This is a genomic window from Pantoea sp. MBLJ3 (assembly GCF_000816655.1).
GTDB classification, from domain to species: domain Bacteria; phylum Pseudomonadota; class Gammaproteobacteria; order Enterobacterales; family Enterobacteriaceae; genus Pantoea; species Pantoea eucalypti.
In genome coordinates this window covers 190,418-208,811 of the sequence record NZ_JSUT01000001.1, presented here as the reverse complement: position 1 = coordinate 208,811, position 18,394 = coordinate 190,418, and the positions used below count along the sequence as shown (strand labels likewise).

Below are 18,394 nucleotides of genomic sequence, written 5' to 3'. Positions count from 1 at the left end.
CCCCACTCTCTACAAGGCTCGGGGAACCGGCAAAGCCGGATATCAGGTCGCATGACAACAGAAGTGGCGAAAAGCCATGTAGTCAGGAAAACATCATTATGTGTGGAATTGTTGGTGCAGTAGCACAACGCGATATCGCAGAAATTCTGCTGGAAGGTCTGCGTCGTCTTGAATATCGCGGATATGATTCGGCCGGTCTGGCCGTGGTCGATCGTCAGGGACACGTCACGCGCCTGCGGCGGTTAGGAAAAGTGCAGAAACTGGCTGAAGCCGCTGAACAGCAGCCGCTGATTGGTGGCACCGGCATTGCGCACACGCGCTGGGCAACACACGGTGAGCCATCGGAAGCGAATGCGCATCCGCACATCTCAGAGCACATTATCATTGTGCACAACGGCATCATTGAAAACCATGAGCCGCTGCGCGCTGAGCTGATCGCGCGCGGCTACGTCTTTGCCTCTGAAACCGACACCGAAGTGGTGGCGCATCTGGTTCACTGGGAGCAGAAGCAGGGCGGTTCACTGCGCGAAGTGGTGTTGCGTGTGATTCCACAGCTGCGCGGTGCCTATGGCATGGTGATCATGGATAGCCGCGATCCCTCACTGCTGGTGGCGGCCCGTTCCGGCAGCCCGCTGGTTATTGGTCGTGGGATGGGTGAAAACTTTATCGCTTCGGATCAGCTGGCCCTGCTGCCAGTGACCCGCCGCTTTATCTATCTGGAAGAGGGTGATATCGCCGAGATCAGTCGTCGTGATGTCACGATTATTGACCGTGAAGGCAACACCGTGACGCGTGCCGAGATCGAATCAAACCTGCAATATGATGCCGGTGACAAAGGTATTTACCGTCACTACATGCAGAAAGAGATCTACGAACAGCCGATGGCGCTGAAAAGCACCCTCAGTGGCCGGTTCAGCCAGGGGCAGGTTGACCTCAGCGAGCTGGGCGCGGGCGCAGAAGCACTGCTGAGCCAGGTGGAGCATATCCAGATTATCGCCTGCGGCACCTCCTACAACTCCGGCATGGTATCACGCTACTGGTTTGAGTCGCTGGCTAACCTGCCCTGCGATGTGGAGATCGCCTCCGAGTTCCGCTATCGCAAGTCAGCAGTGCGCAAAAACAGCCTGCTGATCACCCTGTCGCAGTCGGGTGAAACGGCAGATACCCTGGCGGCGCTGCGTCTCTCTAAAGAACTGGGCTATCTGGGCTCGCTGGCGGTCTGTAACGTGGCCGGTTCGTCACTGGTGCGGGAATCTGACCTGGCATTGATGACCAAAGCGGGCACCGAAATTGGCGTCGCCTCCACCAAAGCATTCACTACCCAGTTAGCGGTGCTGCTGATGCTGGTGGCGAAACTGGGCCGTCTGAAAGGCATGTCTGCCGAGACTGAGCATGAGATCGTTCATGCACTGCAGGCATTGCCGAACCGGATTGAGCAGATGCTGGCGCAGGATAAGCTGATTGAGAATCTGGCAGAAGGCTTCTCTGACAAGCATCACGCGCTGTTCCTGGGACGTGGCGATCAATACCCGATTGCCATGGAAGGGGCGCTGAAGCTCAAGGAGATCTCCTACATTCATGCGGAAGCCTACGCGGCAGGCGAGCTGAAGCATGGCCCGCTGGCGCTGATTGATGCGGACATGCCGGTGATCGTGGTGGCACCTAACAATGAACTGCTGGAGAAGCTCAAATCCAACATCGAAGAGGTACGCGCTCGCGGCGGCCTGCTCTATGTGTTTGCGGATCAGGATGCGGGCTTCAGCGACAGTGACGGCATGAAGATTATTCCGTTACCGCACGTTGAAGAGGTGATTGCCCCCATCTTCTACACCGTGCCGTTGCAGTTACTCTCCTATCACGTTGCCCTGATCAAAGGGACCGACGTCGATCAGCCACGTAACCTGGCAAAATCGGTTACCGTGGAATAACCTGGTGGGCCCCGTCGCGGGCCCACTTCATTCCGGCTCTCTGTCATATAACTGTCATATTTCGTACATTTCACTGTCATCAAACTGTCCTATTTTCCCTCCTGCAGCAATCACAGACTCTTACTAAAACGGCCCCAAGCCTGACTTTTCTCCCCTGGAGGGAACATGACACTGATGCGTAGCACCGTAGCCCGAATCCTCGCCACCACCTTCGCCGTAAGCGCGGTATCTGCTTTTGCGGCCACCGATCTCACTGGCGCAGGCGGGACGTTCCCGGCGCCGGTTTATGCCAAGTGGGCAGCAGAATATCAGCAAGCCACCGGTAGCAAAATTAACTACCAGGGCATCGGTTCATCTGGCGGCGTTAAACAGATCATCGCCAAAACCGTTGATTTCGGTGCGTCCGATGCGCCAATGAAAGATGAAGATCTGCAGAAAAATGGCCTGTTCCAGTTCCCTACCGTGATCGGTGGTGTGGTACTGGCAGTTAACCTGCCCGGTATCAAGTCAGGCCAGCTGACGCTGGATGGCAAGACCGTTGGCGATATCTATCTCGGCACCATCAAAAAGTGGAACGACCCGGCGATCGCCAAACTTAACCCGGGCGTGAAACTGCCGGAAACCAACATCAACGTGGTGCGTCGCGCTGATGGTTCAGGCACCTCATTCGTCTTCACCAGCTATCTGGCGAAAGTGAACCAGGACTGGAACAGCAAAATTGGTAAAGGCAACACCGTTAACTGGCCAGTGGGTCTGGGCGGTAAAGGCAACGACGGCGTCGCCGCGTTTGTTCAGCGTCTGCCGGGTTCAATCGGTTATGTTGAATATGCCTACGCTAAACAGAACAACCTGACCTACACCAAACTGATGGATGCTGATGGTAAAGCGGTGGCACCAAGCGAAACCAGCTTCAGCAATGCCGCGAAAGGCGCAGACTGGAGCAAATCGTTCGCACAGGATTTGACCTTCCAGAAGGGCGCTGATGCCTGGCCAATCTCCTCAACCACCTTCATTCTGATCTACAAAGACCAGGCGAATGCGGCCAAAGGCGCTGAAGTACTGAAGTTCTTCGACTGGGCTTACAAGAAAGGCAGCAAAACCGCCACTGCGCTGGATTATGCTGCGCTGCCAGAGAGCGTGACCGAGCAGATTCGCGCCGCCTGGAAAGCCAACATCAAAGACAGTTCTGGTAAAGCGCTTTATCAGTAATTGACCGACCCTGACCGGGCAGCGGTCCGGTCAGACCCAACGGGCGGCTCATGCCGCCCTGATAACTTCTGAAGACTGAGACTTCTATGGCTGCAACGAAGCCGGCATTCAAAGCCCCGGGTAAACAAGGTGATAAGATTTTTGGCGCGCTGGTCAGACTGGCTGCGCTGATTGTACTGTTACTGATGGGCGGCATTATTGTTTCCCTGATCATCTCCTCGTGGCCCAGCATCCAGAAGTTTGGTTTCGCCTTTTTGTGGACCAAAACCTGGGATGCGCCCAACGAACAATTTGGTGCACTGGTACCGATCTACGGCACCCTTGTAACCTCCATCATTGCCCTGATTATTGCCGTGCCGGTGAGTTTCGGTATCGCGCTGTTCCTGACTGAACTCTCACCCGCCTGGCTGCGTCGCCCGCTGGGCACGGCTATTGAGCTGCTGGCGGCTATCCCGAGTATCGTTTACGGCATGTGGGGCCTGTTTGTTTTCGCGCCGCTGTTCGCCGAATATTTTCAGACGCCGGTTAATGACGTGATGTCGGGCATTCCGATTGTCGGCGAACTCTTCTCCGGCCCCGCTTTTGGTATCGGTATTCTTGCGGCAGGGGTGATTCTGGCAATCATGATCATCCCTTACATCGCTTCGGTGATGCGCGACGTGTTTGAACAGACCCCGGTGATGATGAAAGAGTCTGCTTACGGTATCGGCTGCACCACCTGGGAAGTGATCTGGCGCGTCGTACTGCCCTTTACCAAAAATGGCGTGATTGGTGGTGTGATGCTGGGACTGGGTCGTGCGCTGGGCGAGACCATGGCGGTCACCTTTATTATCGGCAACACCTACCAGCTCGACAGCCCGTCGCTGTTTATGCCGGGTAACAGCATTACCTCAGCACTGGCTAACGAGTTTGCAGAAGCGGAGTCGGGCGTGCATGTTGCCGCGCTGATGGAGCTGGGACTGATCCTGTTTGTGATTACCTTTATCGTGCTGGCGATTTCAAAGCTGATGATTATGCGACTGCAGAAAAGTGAAGGAGCGCGCTCATGACCACGATTGAAATTCAGGCGCGTGCCGAGCTGGACGCATCGCGCCGTAAAATGCAGTCCTGGCGCAGTACTAAAAATAAAATTGCGCTGACGCTGTCGCTGCTGACCATGGCATTTGGTCTGTTCTGGCTGGTGTGGATCCTGTTTACCACTGTCACGCGCGGCGTAGATGGGCTTTCCTGGTCCCTGTTCACTGAATCAACGCCACCGCCGAATACCGCGGGCGGCGGTCTGGCGAACGCCCTGGCGGGCAGTGGATTGCTGATTTTCTGGTCTACATTTTTTGGTACGCCGCTGGGCATCATGGCGGGTATTTACCTGGCTGAATATGGTCGCAAATCGGCGCTGTCAGAAGTGATTCGCTTTATTAACGACATTCTGCTTTCAGCACCCTCCATTGTGGTCGGCCTGTTCGTCTACACCCTGGTGGTGGCGAAGATGCAGCACTTCTCCGGCTGGGCCGGGGTGATTGCACTGGCGCTGCTGCAGGTGCCCATTGTGATTCGTACCACTGAAAACATGCTGCGTCTGGTGCCAGACAGCATGCGTGAAGCCGCTTATGCGCTCGGCACGCCCAAGTGGAAGATGATCTCGGCCATCACCCTGAAAGCCTCGGTCTCCGGCATCATTACTGGCGTGCTGCTGGCGATTGCCCGCATCGCAGGTGAAACAGCCCCGCTGCTGTTTACGGCACTGTCGAACCAGTTCTGGAGCACCGACATGATGCAGCCGCTGGCGAACCTGCCGGTCACCATCTTTAAATTCGCCATGAGCCCGTTTGCCGAATGGCAGAGCCTGGCCTGGGCGGGTGTGCTGATCATTACCCTTTGCGTGCTGTTGCTGAACATTGTCGCGCGGGTCATTTTCGCCAAAGGTAAACACGGTTAACTTCCGGCGCGGCCCTGAGCGGCGCCGTATAAGAGAGATGAATTATGAGTATCGCGACAGCATCAGCCGATAAAATTCAGGTCCGTAATCTGAACTTCTATTACGGCAAGTTTCATGCGCTGAAGAACATCAATCTGGATATCGCTAAGAATGAGGTGACCGCGTTTATCGGGCCCTCGGGCTGTGGTAAGTCTACCCTGCTGCGTACCTTCAATAAGATGTACTCACTCTATCCGGAGCAGCGGGCCGAAGGGGACATTCTGCTGGATGGCGAAAATATTCTGGCGACACAGCAGGATATCGCGCTGCTGCGCGCCCGCGTCGGCATGGTGTTTCAGAAGCCGACACCGTTCCCGATGTCGATCTATGACAACATCGCTTTCGGCGTGCGTCTGTTTGAAAAGCTGTCACGTGCCGATATGGATGAGCGCGTACAGTGGGCGCTGACCAAAGCGGCGCTGTGGAATGAAACCAAAGACAAGCTGCATCAGAGCGGTTACAGTCTTTCCGGCGGCCAGCAGCAGCGTCTGTGTATTGCCCGCGGCATCGCGATTCGTCCGGAAGTCCTGCTACTGGATGAACCCTGCTCCGCGCTGGACCCCATCTCCACCGGCCGTATCGAGGAGCTGATCACCGAGCTGAAGCAGGATTACACTGTGGTGATCGTGACGCACAACATGCAGCAGGCAGCACGCTGCTCTGACCATACCGCTTTCATGTACCTGGGCGAACTGATTGAGTTCAGCGACACCGACACGCTGTTCACCAAGCCCGCGCAGAAGCAAACCGAAGACTACATTACTGGCCGCTACGGCTGATCTGACAGGAGAACGACATGGATAATCTGAATCTGAATAAGCACATCTCCGGTCAGTTCAATGCCGAACTGGAGCATATCCGTACCCAGGTGATGATCATGGGCGGCATGGTCGAGCAGCAGCTGACTGATGCTATTACCGCGATGCATAATCTGGATGGCGAACTGGCGCAGCGGGTGATCGACGGCGACCAGAAGGTCAACATGATGGAAGTGGAGATTGATGAAGCCTGCGTGCGCATCATCGCCAAACGTCAGCCAACCGCGATCGATTTGCGTCTGGTGATGGCGATCATCAAAACGATCTCCGAGCTGGAGCGCATTGGCGATGTGGCGGAGAAGATCAGCCGCACGGCGCTGGAGAAGTTTGGTCAACAGCATCTTCCGCTGCTGGTGAGCCTTGAGTCGCTGGGACGTCACACCGTGCAGATGCTGCATGATGTGCTCGACGCCTTTGCACGTATGGATCTCAATGAAGCGATTACCATCTACCGCGAAGATAAGAAGGTGGATAAAGAGTATGAAGGCATTGTTCGTCAGCTGATGACCTACATGATGGAAGATCCGCGCACGATTCCCAGCGTGCTGACGGCACTGTTCTGCGCCCGCGCCATTGAGCGCATCGGTGATCGTTGCCAGAACATCTGCGAAATCATCTTCTATTTCGTCAAAGGTCAGGATTTTCGTCATGTGGGCGGGGATCGGCTCGATGAATTACTGTCGGGTGACGATGGCAGCAACAAACCTTCCTGATACACCTTATCCCTGTGCCAGACAGGCGCAGGGATAAGCCTTTCTGATTGGTCACCTCCTGAACTCTCTTTATAATTGCGGCACTTTACTCTCTGAGGTGCGCAATGATGTCTCCTTCTCCCCAATCAAAACCGGGCGTAACGCCGGGCAAAGCGATGCTGGCTGCGGTCAGCGGTTATGCCATGGATGGATTTGACCTGCTGATACTCGGGTTTATGCTGCCGGCTATCAGTGTTTCGCTGGCGCTCAATCCATCACAGGCAGGATCGCTGGTGACCTGGACGCTGATCGGCGCGGTCATCGGTGGCATCGTCTTTGGTCATCTCAGCGACCGTTATGGTCGCATCCGCATGCTGACCGTCACGATTCTGGTCTTCTCTATCTTTACCGGCCTGTGCGCGGTGGCGCAGGGCTACTGGGATCTGCTCGCCTGGCGAACGCTGGCAGGTGTGGGGCTGGGCGGCGAGTTTGGGATCGGTATGGCGCTGATTGCCGAAGCCTGGCCTGCGGAGAAGCGTAATCGTGCCTCAGCCTGGGTCGGTATCGGCTGGCAGCTGGGCGTGCTGATGGCGGCCTTTATCACGCCACCGCTACTGAATATTATCGGCTGGCGTGGCATGTTCCTGGTTGGTTTGTTGCCTGCGCTGGTCTCGTTCGCCATTCGTCGCGGGATGGGAGAACCTGAGGCGTATCAGCGACAGGTTAAACATGTGCCGTCACTCTCGTTTCCGGCACGCCTGAAGCTGCTGGTCCGCGATCGCGCTACCGCTAAAGCCAGCCTGGGCATTTTTATCCTCTGCTCCGTCCAGAATTTTGGCTACTACGGGCTGATGATCTGGATGCCGAGCTACCTCTCCTCCAGCTTTGGTTTCAGCCTGACAAAATCGGGCCTCTGGACCGCCGTGACCGTCGTCGGCATGACCTTTGGCATCTGGCTGTTTGGCGTGCTGGCCGATCGCTTTGCACGCTGGAAAATTTTCCTGCTCTATCAGTTTGGCGCTGTCGTGATGGTGGTGGTCTATGCGCAGCTGCGTGACCCGAACATCATGCTCTTTACCGGCGCCATCATGGGAATGTTTGTTAACGGCATGATTGGCGGCTATGGGGCGCTGATTTCAGATACCTTCCCGCCACAGGTACGTGCCACCGCGCAGAACGTCCTGTTCAACCTTGGGCGTGGCGTAGGCGGTTTTGGTCCGGTCGTGATTGGCCTGCTGGCGAGCCAGTTCTCGTTCACAGCGGCGATTACCCTGCTGGCGCTGATTTATCTGCTGGATATTGTGGCAACGCTGTTCCTGCTGCCGAAGAAACAGAGTCAGGAAGATACGCTGGGGGCCATTGGCTGATGCTCACCTGAAGCAGGAGCTGTGACTGTCATCTCAGCTATTCGGGTTCAGCAACAGGATTCACAATCGTCATCTCAGTAGATGATCAGCAAGATGAGAAAAAAATCCGCACTCTATTTCAGGATAGAGTGCGGTTGATAACATATATCAAGCGGATACAGAGGGATTTATTCAGAGAGCTTACACACTCAATTAATCTCACTGGCAATAAAATTGTCAGATTCCGATGAGATCAATTTTTGATCAGATTAATTTCTTTCTGGGTCTTGTCGCTTTTTTTAACACCAAATTTGCTTCTGACTTAACGGATTTTATATCAGACTTACTGGCACAGAATGGACATGCAATCACACCCGTATAGCTTATCCTGGCTACGCTAAGTGCCTGATTGATAGTATAGCAACTTCCTATAAACGCCCGCCTTGTCTCTGAAGGCAGCTGCGGACAATCCATCCGATGCAGCAGCAATCCTCCGGTTGAATGATCGCTGACGTAGAATTTCATGGCCTTATACATGCCATATCCTTTTGCTGTGTGTAACAAACGAAAATTTAAAAATGCGCTTTTTAAGGTTAGCCATAACCTGTAAAAGCAGCGTCTGAATCCATGTGAAATTAATATGATTGCGGTTTTCACATTAGCTCGTTTGCGTTAAATAAATTTAGCATTTAATTTTAAAGTTAAAAAACATTTTTATTTGGGCTAAATAAATACCTTGTACAGATAAATCTTTTTTTGCTTTAGAATCTAAGAAGGATAGTTCTGCTAAGTTACTGATTTATTGTTTCGTAAACACTAGTCCGTTTCATAAAACATTACGATGAGTAAGAATAAGGGCATAGAAAAAAAGCCATAAGAACCTGAGTTAAAAGAGTTCTTATTTTATACGCACTGAGGTTTGATTCAATAATTGTGATCTTAAATCGAAAATAAGATCAAAATATTTGATCAATATAACTTTGGCTGAGCCTGTAAATGTTACATTAAGGGTATGATTGATAAGCGTTATTATTACCTGTGGCAGTAAATCATTAAACAATTTTATCCAGGTCTTTTTTTTATCGTCAGATGAGCGTGGGTAATATCGTCATGCAGGGTGTGGATGTAATGCGCCGTTACCGCACAGCGTAATACCAAAAAAAAGCCGCAGGCGGAGTAATCTGCTTGCGGCATAAGTCAGCGACTTGCTTCAGGTACTTTATTCTGTTGTCAGGGGCTACTCACTCTGCCAGTGAAAGGGGGAATGTTGCACCGCAACAACCTGCAGGCCATTCTTTATCTTCACCACCCGTTGAGGACCCAATATCTGCTGGGGCTCAGGGTTTTTATTCAGCATCACCGTAGCATGTGTGATGCCAGATCTTTCAGCTAGCTGGCACGTATGGCCTGCTATCGCAGGCCTCTTCTTTGCTTTGGTCGCAGGCCTTCGAACCAGGGTGGTAGCTGGCTTCGTAAAAGATTTGATACTTCCTTCTTCTATTGCGTCAGCCTGACCATTATTGGGTTGTTTCAGGCATACCAGACATCGGCCAACTTCGTGGTGATGCTGTAAAGCTACGGTCATTGCCTGCAGCGCTGTATAAAGGGTGCCAATAAATGTCCGATCGTCGAGAGACTTCGGAATTAAATTACACCCTTCCCGATGTAACAACGTTCCGCTCTCATAATGATTGCTGATGTAGTATTTCATTGCTTTTAACATGCTAATTCCTTAAGCATTACTGGACCTGAATATATCAGGTGAAAGATAATGATATTGATTCTTATTATTATAGTTTCTATTGTCGGGCAGATAATGATTGCATAACTCGCCTGGAACTAAATGCGCGCGCCCAAAAAATCGTTTTAATTTGCGTGAAGGTATTTAACCGGTTTAACCCGCGCAATCTGAATCAACGCTGAATTTCACGTTACGTAAAACAGAAGCATTTTAGTGTAGCAGCGAAATAAGCTGGCAGTTAGCTGAGATACACTTTTCTGGTGTTGACTGATTAAGCGTCAGTGCAATGAATAGTGGGGCCAGGTGGTAAACAGTATCCGCCTGCTTCGCACACCGGCAGACAACATCGCCAGCCTGGCTTATCGGCATACGCCAGCATTAAACCTTATTATCGACGGGGGCCATTAATTGATACTGCGCCAGGAGACGCGTTAATACGGCAGCGGCTGAACAGTAAGAGGCAGTAGCAATAAGGAAGGTTGCCAGGCCAAACGGTTGCTAAACCGGGCATCCTGGACGGATTACTTCATGAGCGGCAGAAGTTGCTGATACAGAATTGAAAAGGTCTCCCGACGTGACTGGTAATGTACCCTTTTGTCCGGATCCGGTTGATGCCGCTGCACCAGAGTCGGCGTCGGGACGGTGACTTCCGGATTCAGCGCCTGCTGCGCCAGCCTTGCGGCGCCCAGAGCCGGACCCACTTCACCTCCGTGGCAATAGTCCAGCGTCTGGCCACTGATATCCGCCAGCATCTGACGCCACAGGGTGCTGCGTGCGCCGCCGCCGATCAACATAATACTCTTTGGCTGCACGCCACACTCATGCAGCACATCCATGCCCTGCGCCAGAGCAAATCCCACCCCTTCCAGCACCGATCGTGCCAGCTCAGGCCGGCCATGCTGGTGGGTAAAGCCAAAGAAGGCGCCCAGTGCATTCGGGTTGTTATGCGGCGTACGCTCACCGGAAAGATAGGGCAAAAACCATAACCCGGGTACGTCATCGCGTGCGCGCTCCGCTTCAGCCAGCAGCTCAGGAACATCTTTGCATCCGGTCAGCGTTGCTGCCCAGTCCAGACAGGAGGCTGCGCTGAGCATCACCGACATCAGATGCCAGCGCTGCGGTAACGCATGGCAGAAGCTGTGTACCGCGCGCGCCGGATTGCTGAGATAGCCGTCGCTTACCACAAAGTAGACGCCCGATGTCCCCAGCGACAGCATTCCCTGACCGGGTTCGGTCATGCCGACACCTATCGCACCTGCAGCATTGTCGCCACCGCCCGCAGCCAGCGGCACCGCGTTCATCTTCCACCGTGTTGCCAGTTCAGCATGCAGAGTGCCCGTCAGGGCATTGCCTTCATAGAGCGTCGGCATCTGCTCCCGGCGGAGATCGCAGGCGTGCAGCATCACATCGCTCCAGTCACGCTGCGCCACATCCAGCCACATTGTCCCTGCGGCATCAGACATATCAGTGGCGAAGTCGCCACTTAATCGCCAGCGCAGATAATCTTTGGGCAACAGCACGTGAGCAATCTGACTGAAGATGGCCGGTTCATGCTGCTGCACCCACAGCAGTTTGGGGGCTGTGAAGCCGGGCATCATCAGGTTGCCGGTGATAGCCCGTGAATCCGGCACCTTCCGTTCCAGCTCACGACACTGCGCCTCGCTGCGTCCGTCATTCCAGAGCATGGCCGGACGTAATACCTGGTTAGCACTGTCGAGCAGCGTGGCACCATGCATCTGTCCGCTCAGCCCGATGGCCTGCACTGCACGCAGGTCCTGCTTCGCGCTCAGCGCCTGCATAGCCAGCTCCAGCGCCTGCCACCAGCTTTCGGGATCCTGTTCACTCCACAAGGGCTGTGGACGCGAAACCTGCAGGGGCGACGTTTCTGTCGCCACCACGTTGCCCTGTGCATCCATCAGCACCACTTTGACGCCAGAGGTGCCTAAATCGATCCCGATAAACATGCTCTGCTCCTGAAGGGTTAGAAATCAAACAGGTAGTGATTCACCAGATTTTCCAGCTGCTCCTGACGTCCGCTCTGATGCTGCGGATTGAGTTGCTGCTGCTGAGCATGCGCCGCCAGTGCCTCCAGTGAAAACTCACCTTTCAAAATTTGCTGACCGAACTCACCATTCCAGCCGCTGTAGCGCTGTGCCACACGCTTATCAAGTTCACCATCGCTGATCATGCGAGCCGCCACTTTCAGCGCCAGCGCCATGGTATCCATCGCGCCAATATGACCGTAGAAGAGATCATATTTATCGGTGCTCTGACGACGCACTTTGGCATCAAAGTTTAAGCCGCCAGTGGTAAAGCCGCCCGCTTTAAGGATCTCATACATCACCAGTGCATTCTCTTCCACGCTGACCGGGAACTGATCGGTATCCCAGCCGCACTGCGGATCGCCGCGGTTGGCATCGACTGAACCAAAAATACCCAGCGCAATAGCGGTAGCGATTTCATGATGGAAAGAGTGGCCCGCCAGCGTGGCGTGGTTGGCCTCCACGTTAACCTTGATCTCTTTCTCCAGGCCGAACTGTTTCAGGAAGCCATACACCGTCGCGACATCATAATCATACTGATGCTTAGTCGGCTCCTGCGGTTTCGGTTCAATCAGCAGCGTGCCCTGGAAGCCAATTTTATGTTTGTGTTCGACCACCATTTGCATAAAGCGGCCAATCTGCTCGCGCTCCTGGCGCAGATCGGTATTCAGCAGCGTTTCATAGCCTTCCCGTCCGCCCCACAACACATAGTTTTCGCCGCCCAGGGTTTTGGTCGCCTGCATAGCACTGCAGACCTGCGTCGCGGCCCAGGCAAAGACTTCCGGATCGGGATTAGTGGCAGCGCCAGCCCCGTATCGCGGATGGGTAAAGCAGTTGGCCGTGCCCCACAACAGTTTCACGCCAGTCTCCTGCTGTTTCTCCAGCAGTTTATCGGTCATAGCGGCAAAGTTTTCTTTGTAGCTGTGCAGCGAATCACCTTCAGGTGAGACATCAACGTCATGGAAGCAGTACCACGGCACATTCAGTTTATGGAAAAACTCAAAGGCCACATCCGCCTTTAGTTTTGCCTGCTGTAGCGCATCCCCGCTTTTCTGCCATGGGCGATCAAAAGCCCCCACGCCAAACATATCTGCACCATTCCAGCAGAAGGTGTGCCAGTAACAGGCAGCAAAGCGCAGATGCTCCGCCATGGTCTTGCCGAGGATGACCTCATCGGGATTGTAGTGGCGGAAAGCAAGAGGATGCGTCGACTGGGTGCCTTCATAACGAACCCGATCGATCTGATCGAAATAAGCGTGCATGGTGTGCTCCTTAGCATCAGTACCCGAATGGTCTGCGTTGAAGCAATATTCAATAGGGGCTGTGGCTTCAGCTCAATTACGATATTTCATAACGGGCATCAGATAATTATTATTTGTGCGCTGTCTCGCAAAATAATGTTATTAACGGGATGATTTAACCTGTTCACTCTCTTGTCTTAAAAAGATGAAACCTCGATCGCGCTCATAAAAAATGAAATAAACCAAAAAACGTAATAGCCGGATAAAAATCAGTAATTGCTGTAACCGGAGAAGAAGGGCAACAATTCATCCGCCTGGTTTATAGGCCTGAAACGACAATAGCCTCAACCTACAGGATGATCACAATGAAGATGAAACATGCACTGCTCGCCGCCTGCGCGGCGCTGGCGCTGTTCAGCCAGACCAGCGTGGCAAAAGAAGTGAAGATCGGCATGGCGATTGACGATTTGCGCCTTGAGCGCTGGCAGAAAGACCGCAATATTTTCGTTAAACAGGCGGAAACACTGGGTGCTAAGGTGTTTGTTCAGTCAGCCAACGGCAACGAAGAGACACAGATGTCGCAGATTGAAAATATGATCAATCGCGGTGTCGATGTGCTGGTGATTATTCCCTACAACGGTCAGGTATTGAGTAACGTTGTCGCTGAAGCGAAACGGGAAGGCATTAAAGTGCTGGCCTATGACCGAATGATAAATAATGCCGATATCGATTTTTATATCTCTTTCGATAATGAAAAAGTGGGCGAGTTGCAGGCCGAAAGCATTGTGAAACAGGTGCCTAAGGGCAACTATTTTTTAATGGGCGGTTCGCCAGTGGATAATAACGCCCGCCTGTTCCGTGCCGGACAGATGAAAGTGTTAAAACCTTATATTGATAACGGCAGCATTAAAATTGTCGGCGATCAGTGGGTCGATGCCTGGCTGCCGGAAAACGCCCTGAAAATTATGGAAAATGCCCTGACCGCCAACAGTAACCACATTGATGCGGTCGTTGCCTCAAATGATGCCACCGCAGGCGGTGCCATTCAGGCCCTTAGCGCGCAGGGGCTGGCCGGAAAAGTGGCGATCTCCGGACAGGATGCCGATCTGGCCGCGATTAAACGTATCAAAGCGGGTACGCAGACCATGACGGTTTACAAACCGATCACGGAGCTGGCCACCGAAGCGGCGAAAATAGCCGTCGAACTGGGTGAGGGCAAAACACCCGCCAGCAACAGCACGCTGAACAATGGCCTGAAAGATGTGCCGTCACGGCTACTGAAGCCGATTCCGGTTAACAAAGACAATATCGAAAGCACCGTGGTGAAAGACGGTTTCCACAAACAGAGCGAACTCTGACCGCGCATAGCGTGAGGGAGAACAGTCGATGCTGCTGGAAATGAAAAACATCACCAAACGTTTCGGTGCTGTTAAGGCGCTGAATGATGTCAGCCTGCAACTTGAGGCGGGTGAAGTGATGTCGTTGTGCGGTGAGAATGGATCGGGCAAATCGACGCTGATGAAAATCCTGTGCGGACTCTATCCGCACGGCGATTTTGAGGGACAGATTCACTTCTCTGGCGACGACATTCAGGCACAGACCATTCGCGATACCGAACGTAAAGGCATTGTGATTATCCATCAGGAGCTGGCGCTGGTGCGGCAACTGACGGTGATGGAGAACATCTTCCTCGGCGCCGAACTGAGTCGTTTCGGCATGGTGGATGATGAAACCATGACCCTGCGCTGCCAGCAACTGCTGGCGCGGGTCGGGCTGAACGTCTCGCCTGCAACCCGCGTGGGCGAGTTAGGCCTGGGTCAGCAGCAGCTGGTGGAGATTGCCCGCGCCCTTAACAAACAGGTCCGGCTGCTGATTCTGGATGAGCCGACCTCTTCTCTGACGGAGCAGGAGACGGATGTGCTGCTGAGCATCATTCGTAATCTGCGTGAACACGGTATCGCCTGCATCTACATCTCGCACAAGCTGAACGAGGTCAAGGCGATCTCCGACACCATCTGCGTAATCCGTGACGGCCAGCATATTGCCACCCGTCCTGCGGCAGGCCTGAGCGAAGATGACATCATCACCATGATGGTCGGACGCGAGCTGACCGCGCTCTATCCCCATGCGCCGCATCAGATTGGCGATGTGATACTCAAAGTGGACAATCTCACCGCCTGGCATCCGGTTAACCGCCACATCCGCCGCGTCAACAACGTCTCGTTCACACTCAGACGCGGTGAAATCCTTGGCATTGCCGGGCTGGTCGGCGCAGGCAGGACTGAAACGGTGCAGTGCCTGTTTGGTGTCTGGCCTGGGCGCTGGCAGGGTGATATCTGGATCAACGACAAACAGGTCAACATCACTGATTGCCGTGCCGCGATTGCGCACGGCATTGCGATGGTGCCGGAAGATCGCAAAAAGGATGGCATCGTGCCGCTGATGGCGGTGGGCAAAAATATTACCCTGGCGGCACTGGATCAGTTCAGTCACCGACTCTCGACGCTGGATGAAGCGCAGGAGCAGCAAGCGATCAACGACGCGATCAGTCGGCTGCGCGTAAAAACCTCCTCATCGGAACTGCCGATTGGCCGTTTAAGCGGCGGCAACCAGCAGAAAGCGATTCTGGCGAAGTGCCTGCTGCTCAATCCAAAAATCCTGATCCTGGATGAACCGACACGCGGCATTGATGTGGGTGCCCGTCAGGAGATCTACCTGCTGATCAATGCGCTGGTTCAGCAGGGTATCGCGGTGATTGTGATTTCCTCTGAGCTGCCGGAAGTACTGGGCCTGAGCGATCGGGTTCTGGTGATGCATGAAGGGCAGATCAAAGCCGATTTGATTAACGATAATCTGACTCAGGAGCAGGTGATGGAAGCTGCCCTGCGGAGTGAACATTATGCTTAAAAGTGAAAGTACCCAAAGCCGCCTCTCAGGTACGCCGGGCAAACCGTCACCGGGCAGGTTCACGCTGCCCAACCTGCAGGTTCTGGTGATGCTGGGCGCGATTGTGCTGATTGCGCTGTTCTTTACCTGGACTACCGACGGCTCGTGGCTCAGTGCGCGTAACGTCTCCAACCTGCTGCGACAGACCGCTATCACCGGCATTCTGGCGGTCGGCATGGTGTTCGTGATTATCTCGGCGGAGATCGACCTGTCAGTGGGTTCTATGATGGGTCTGCTGGGCGGCGCGGCGGCAATCTTTGACGTCTGGCTCGGCTGGCCGCTGCCGCTGACCATCGTGGTCACACTGGTGATGGGACTGCTGCTCGGCACCTGGAATGGCTGGTGGGTGGCGTATCGCAAAGTGCCGTCGTTTATTGTGACACTGGCGGGGATGCTGGCGTTCCGCGGTATTCTGGTCGGCATTACCGATGGCACCACCGTTGCGCCGATTACACCGGGCATGTCGCAGATTGGACAGAGTTATCTGCCGGGCGGTGTCGGTTTCGGCTTTGGTGTTGCAGGTCTGGCGCTGTTTACACTCTGGCAATGGCGGCTGCGGCTGCGTCGTCAGCAACTCGGCCTGCCACAGGGCGCAGCAAGCGGCACCGTGGGGCGTCAGGCGATCACGGCTATCTTAGTGCTGGGTGCCATCTGGTTACTCAATGATTATCGTGGCGTACCTACGCCGGTGTTGTTGCTGGCTGTGCTGCTGCTGGCGGGCATGTTTATGGCAACCCGCACCGCATTCGGCCGTCGTATCTACGCTATCGGCGGCAACATAGATGCAGCCCGCCTCTCTGGCATTAACGTGGCGCGCACCAAGCTGGCGGTGTTTGCCATCAACGGTGTGATGGTGGCGATTGCCGGGCTGATCCTCAGCTCGCGGCTGGGTGCAGGCTCACCATCGGCGGGTAATATTGCGGAACTCGACGCGATTGCCGCCTGCGTCATTGGCGGCACCAGCCTGGCGGGCGGCGTGGGGTCGGTTGCGGGCGCGGTCATGGGGGCCTTTATCATGGCCTCGCTGGATAACGGCATGAGTATGATGGATGTGCCGACTTTCTGGCAGTACATCGTCAAAGGCGCGATTCTGCTGCTGGCGGTGTGGATGGATACCGCAACGCGGCGTCGGGTGTAATCGCGCGGGCGATCACATTGTGGCGCAAACAATTTTTTTGCCCCTTTCAGCCGTGTTATGCAATGCGCTGAGGATTTAAGGGAACGCGCCATCATGCATGATAAACGTTATCGTATTACGCTGTTGTTTAACGCCAATAAAGTGTATGACCGTCAGGTGGTTGAGGGCGTCGGTGAGTATTTACAGGCGTCGCAGACAGACTGGGATATCTTCATCGAAGAAGATTTTCGCTGCCGCATCGACAACATCCGTGAGTGGCTGGGTGATGGGGTGATCGCCGATTACGACGATCGCTCTATCGAAGCTCTGCTGTCGAATGTCTCTGTCCCCATTGTCGGCGTGGGTGGCTCTTATCATCGCCAGGAAGATTATCCTCCGGTGCATTACATCGCCACTGACAACGCCGCGCTGGTGGAGAAAGCTTTTCTGCATCTGAAAGAGAAGGGCATCAACCGCTTTGCCTTTTATGGTTTACCGGCCTCCAGTGGCAAGCGCTGGGCGCAGGAGCGGGAACAGGCATTTCGTCAGCTGGTAGGGCGTGAGCGTTACCAGGGCGTGGTCTATCAGGGCATGGAGACCGCGCCGGAAAACTGGCAGCACGCGCAGAACCGGCTCGCCGACTGGCTGCAGACACTGCCGCCGCAAACCGGCATTATCGCCGTGACTGACTCCCGGGCGCGACATCTGCTGCAAGCCTGTGAACACCTGAAAATACCTGTACCGGAAAAGTTAACGGTGATCGGGATTGATAATGAGGAGCTGACCCGCTATCTGTCACGCGTCGCGCTCTCGTCCGTGGCGCAGGGTTCACGGCAGATGGGTTATCAGGCGGCCAAACTGCTGCACCGGTTGCTGGATAATCAGCCTCTGCCCCTTCAGCGCATTCTGGTGCCGCCGGTGAAAGTCATCGCAAGGCGCTCAACCGACTTCCGCTCACTGCGCGATCCGGCGGTGATTCAGGCAATGCACTACATCCGCTTTAACGCCTGTAAGGGCATTAAGGTGGAACAGGTGCTGGATGCGGTCGGGCTGTCGCGATCTAATCTGGAAAAACGCTTTCGTGATGAGACCGGCGACACCATTCATGCCATGATTCATCGCGAAAAACTGGAAAAAGCGCGCGAACTGCTGGCTTCTTCATCGCTCAATATCAATGAGATCTCGCAAATGTGCGGTTACCCTTCGCTGCAATACTTCTATTCAGTGTTCCGCAAAAGCTACGACACCACTCCAAAAGAGTATCGCCAGCATTTTGGTGAGAATGTGTTGTAGCAGGAAAGGGTGAGTCTGGCGGGGATGGATATCGGGTAAAAAAGCA

14 protein-coding genes are annotated in these 18,394 nt (G+C 54.2%); 11 read left to right on the top strand and 3 right to left on the bottom strand.

Annotation, left to right across the window (positions count from 1 at the left end):
* Positions 1–98 precede the first annotated feature (98 nt).
* The 7 genes from glmS to NP77_RS00865 all read left to right on the top strand — a co-directional run bounded on the left by glmS (position 99) and on the right by NP77_RS00865 (position 7,989).
* Positions 99–1,928: a glutamine--fructose-6-phosphate transaminase (isomerizing) gene (glmS, locus tag NP77_RS00895; RefSeq protein WP_039658675.1), complete on the top strand. Its 1,830-nt coding sequence runs from the start codon at positions 99–101 to the stop codon at positions 1,926–1,928.
* 165 nt (positions 1,929–2,093) lie between these two features.
* Positions 2,094–3,137: a phosphate ABC transporter substrate-binding protein PstS gene (pstS, locus tag NP77_RS00890; RefSeq protein WP_003849544.1), complete on the top strand. Its 1,044-nt coding sequence runs from the start codon at positions 2,094–2,096 to the stop codon at positions 3,135–3,137.
* Positions 3,138–3,223: 86 nt separating this feature from the next.
* Positions 3,224–4,186: a phosphate ABC transporter permease PstC gene (gene pstC, locus NP77_RS00885; protein WP_003849546.1), complete on the top strand. Its 963-nt coding sequence runs from the start codon at positions 3,224–3,226 to the stop codon at positions 4,184–4,186.
* A complete protein-coding gene (gene pstA, locus NP77_RS00880; protein ID WP_003849548.1) occupies positions 4,183–5,073 on the top strand; it encodes a phosphate ABC transporter permease PstA in 891 nt (296 codons plus the stop codon). Before pstC ends, pstA begins: the two co-directional genes overlap by 4 nt.
* Before the next feature lie 44 nt (positions 5,074–5,117).
* The gene (gene pstB / locus NP77_RS00875) at positions 5,118–5,891 is read left to right on the top strand and encodes a phosphate ABC transporter ATP-binding protein PstB (RefSeq protein WP_003849550.1); all 774 of its coding nucleotides are present in this window, start codon (positions 5,118–5,120) and stop codon (positions 5,889–5,891) included.
* A 17-nt stretch (positions 5,892–5,908) separates the two neighbouring features.
* Positions 5,909–6,643 carry a phosphate signaling complex protein PhoU gene (gene phoU, locus NP77_RS00870; protein WP_003849553.1) on the top strand — a complete coding sequence of 245 codons (735 nt, stop codon included), beginning with the start codon at positions 5,909–5,911 and terminating at the stop codon, positions 6,641–6,643.
* 104 nt (positions 6,644–6,747) lie between these two features.
* Positions 6,748–7,989, top strand: a complete 1,242-nt coding sequence (locus NP77_RS00865; protein WP_003849555.1) for an MFS transporter — start codon at positions 6,748–6,750, stop codon at positions 7,987–7,989.
* A 1,216-nt stretch (positions 7,990–9,205) separates the two neighbouring features.
* On the opposite strand, the gene NP77_RS00860 is transcribed toward NP77_RS00865, so the two are convergent.
* The 3 genes from NP77_RS00860 to xylA all read right to left on the bottom strand — a co-directional run bounded on the left by NP77_RS00860 (position 9,206) and on the right by xylA (position 13,013).
* Complete coding sequence (locus NP77_RS00860) at positions 9,206–9,691, bottom strand: hypothetical protein (RefSeq protein ID WP_039658673.1); 486 nt, start codon at positions 9,689–9,691, stop codon at positions 9,206–9,208.
* 539 nt (positions 9,692–10,230) lie between these two features.
* Complete coding sequence (gene xylB, locus NP77_RS00855; RefSeq protein ID WP_039658671.1) at positions 10,231–11,673, bottom strand: xylulokinase; 1,443 nt, start codon at positions 11,671–11,673, stop codon at positions 10,231–10,233.
* A 17-nt stretch (positions 11,674–11,690) separates the two neighbouring features.
* Positions 11,691–13,013: a xylose isomerase gene (gene xylA / locus NP77_RS00850; RefSeq protein WP_003849568.1), complete on the bottom strand. Its 1,323-nt coding sequence runs from the start codon at positions 13,011–13,013 to the stop codon at positions 11,691–11,693.
* 344 nt (positions 13,014–13,357) lie between these two features.
* On the opposite strand from xylA, the gene xylF reads away from it, so the two are divergent.
* From xylF to xylR, 4 genes are all read left to right on the top strand, one after another.
* Entirely contained in the window at positions 13,358–14,350 is a 993-nt protein-coding gene (gene xylF / locus NP77_RS00845; protein ID WP_003849571.1) for a D-xylose ABC transporter substrate-binding protein, read from the top strand.
* A gap of 28 nt (positions 14,351–14,378) precedes the next feature.
* Positions 14,379–15,899: a xylose ABC transporter ATP-binding protein gene (locus NP77_RS00840; RefSeq protein ID WP_003849573.1), complete on the top strand. Its 1,521-nt coding sequence runs from the start codon at positions 14,379–14,381 to the stop codon at positions 15,897–15,899.
* The gene (gene xylH, locus NP77_RS00835; protein WP_003849574.1) at positions 15,892–17,076 is read left to right on the top strand and encodes a xylose ABC transporter permease XylH; all 1,185 of its coding nucleotides are present in this window, start codon (positions 15,892–15,894) and stop codon (positions 17,074–17,076) included. The genes NP77_RS00840 and xylH overlap by 8 nt, the downstream gene beginning before the upstream one ends.
* A 93-nt stretch (positions 17,077–17,169) precedes the next feature.
* On the top strand, positions 17,170–18,348 hold the full coding sequence (gene xylR / locus NP77_RS00830; RefSeq protein WP_003849577.1) for a D-xylose utilization transcriptional activator XylR: 1,179 nt from the start codon (positions 17,170–17,172) through the stop codon (positions 18,346–18,348).
* Positions 18,349–18,394: the final 46 nt, after the last annotated feature.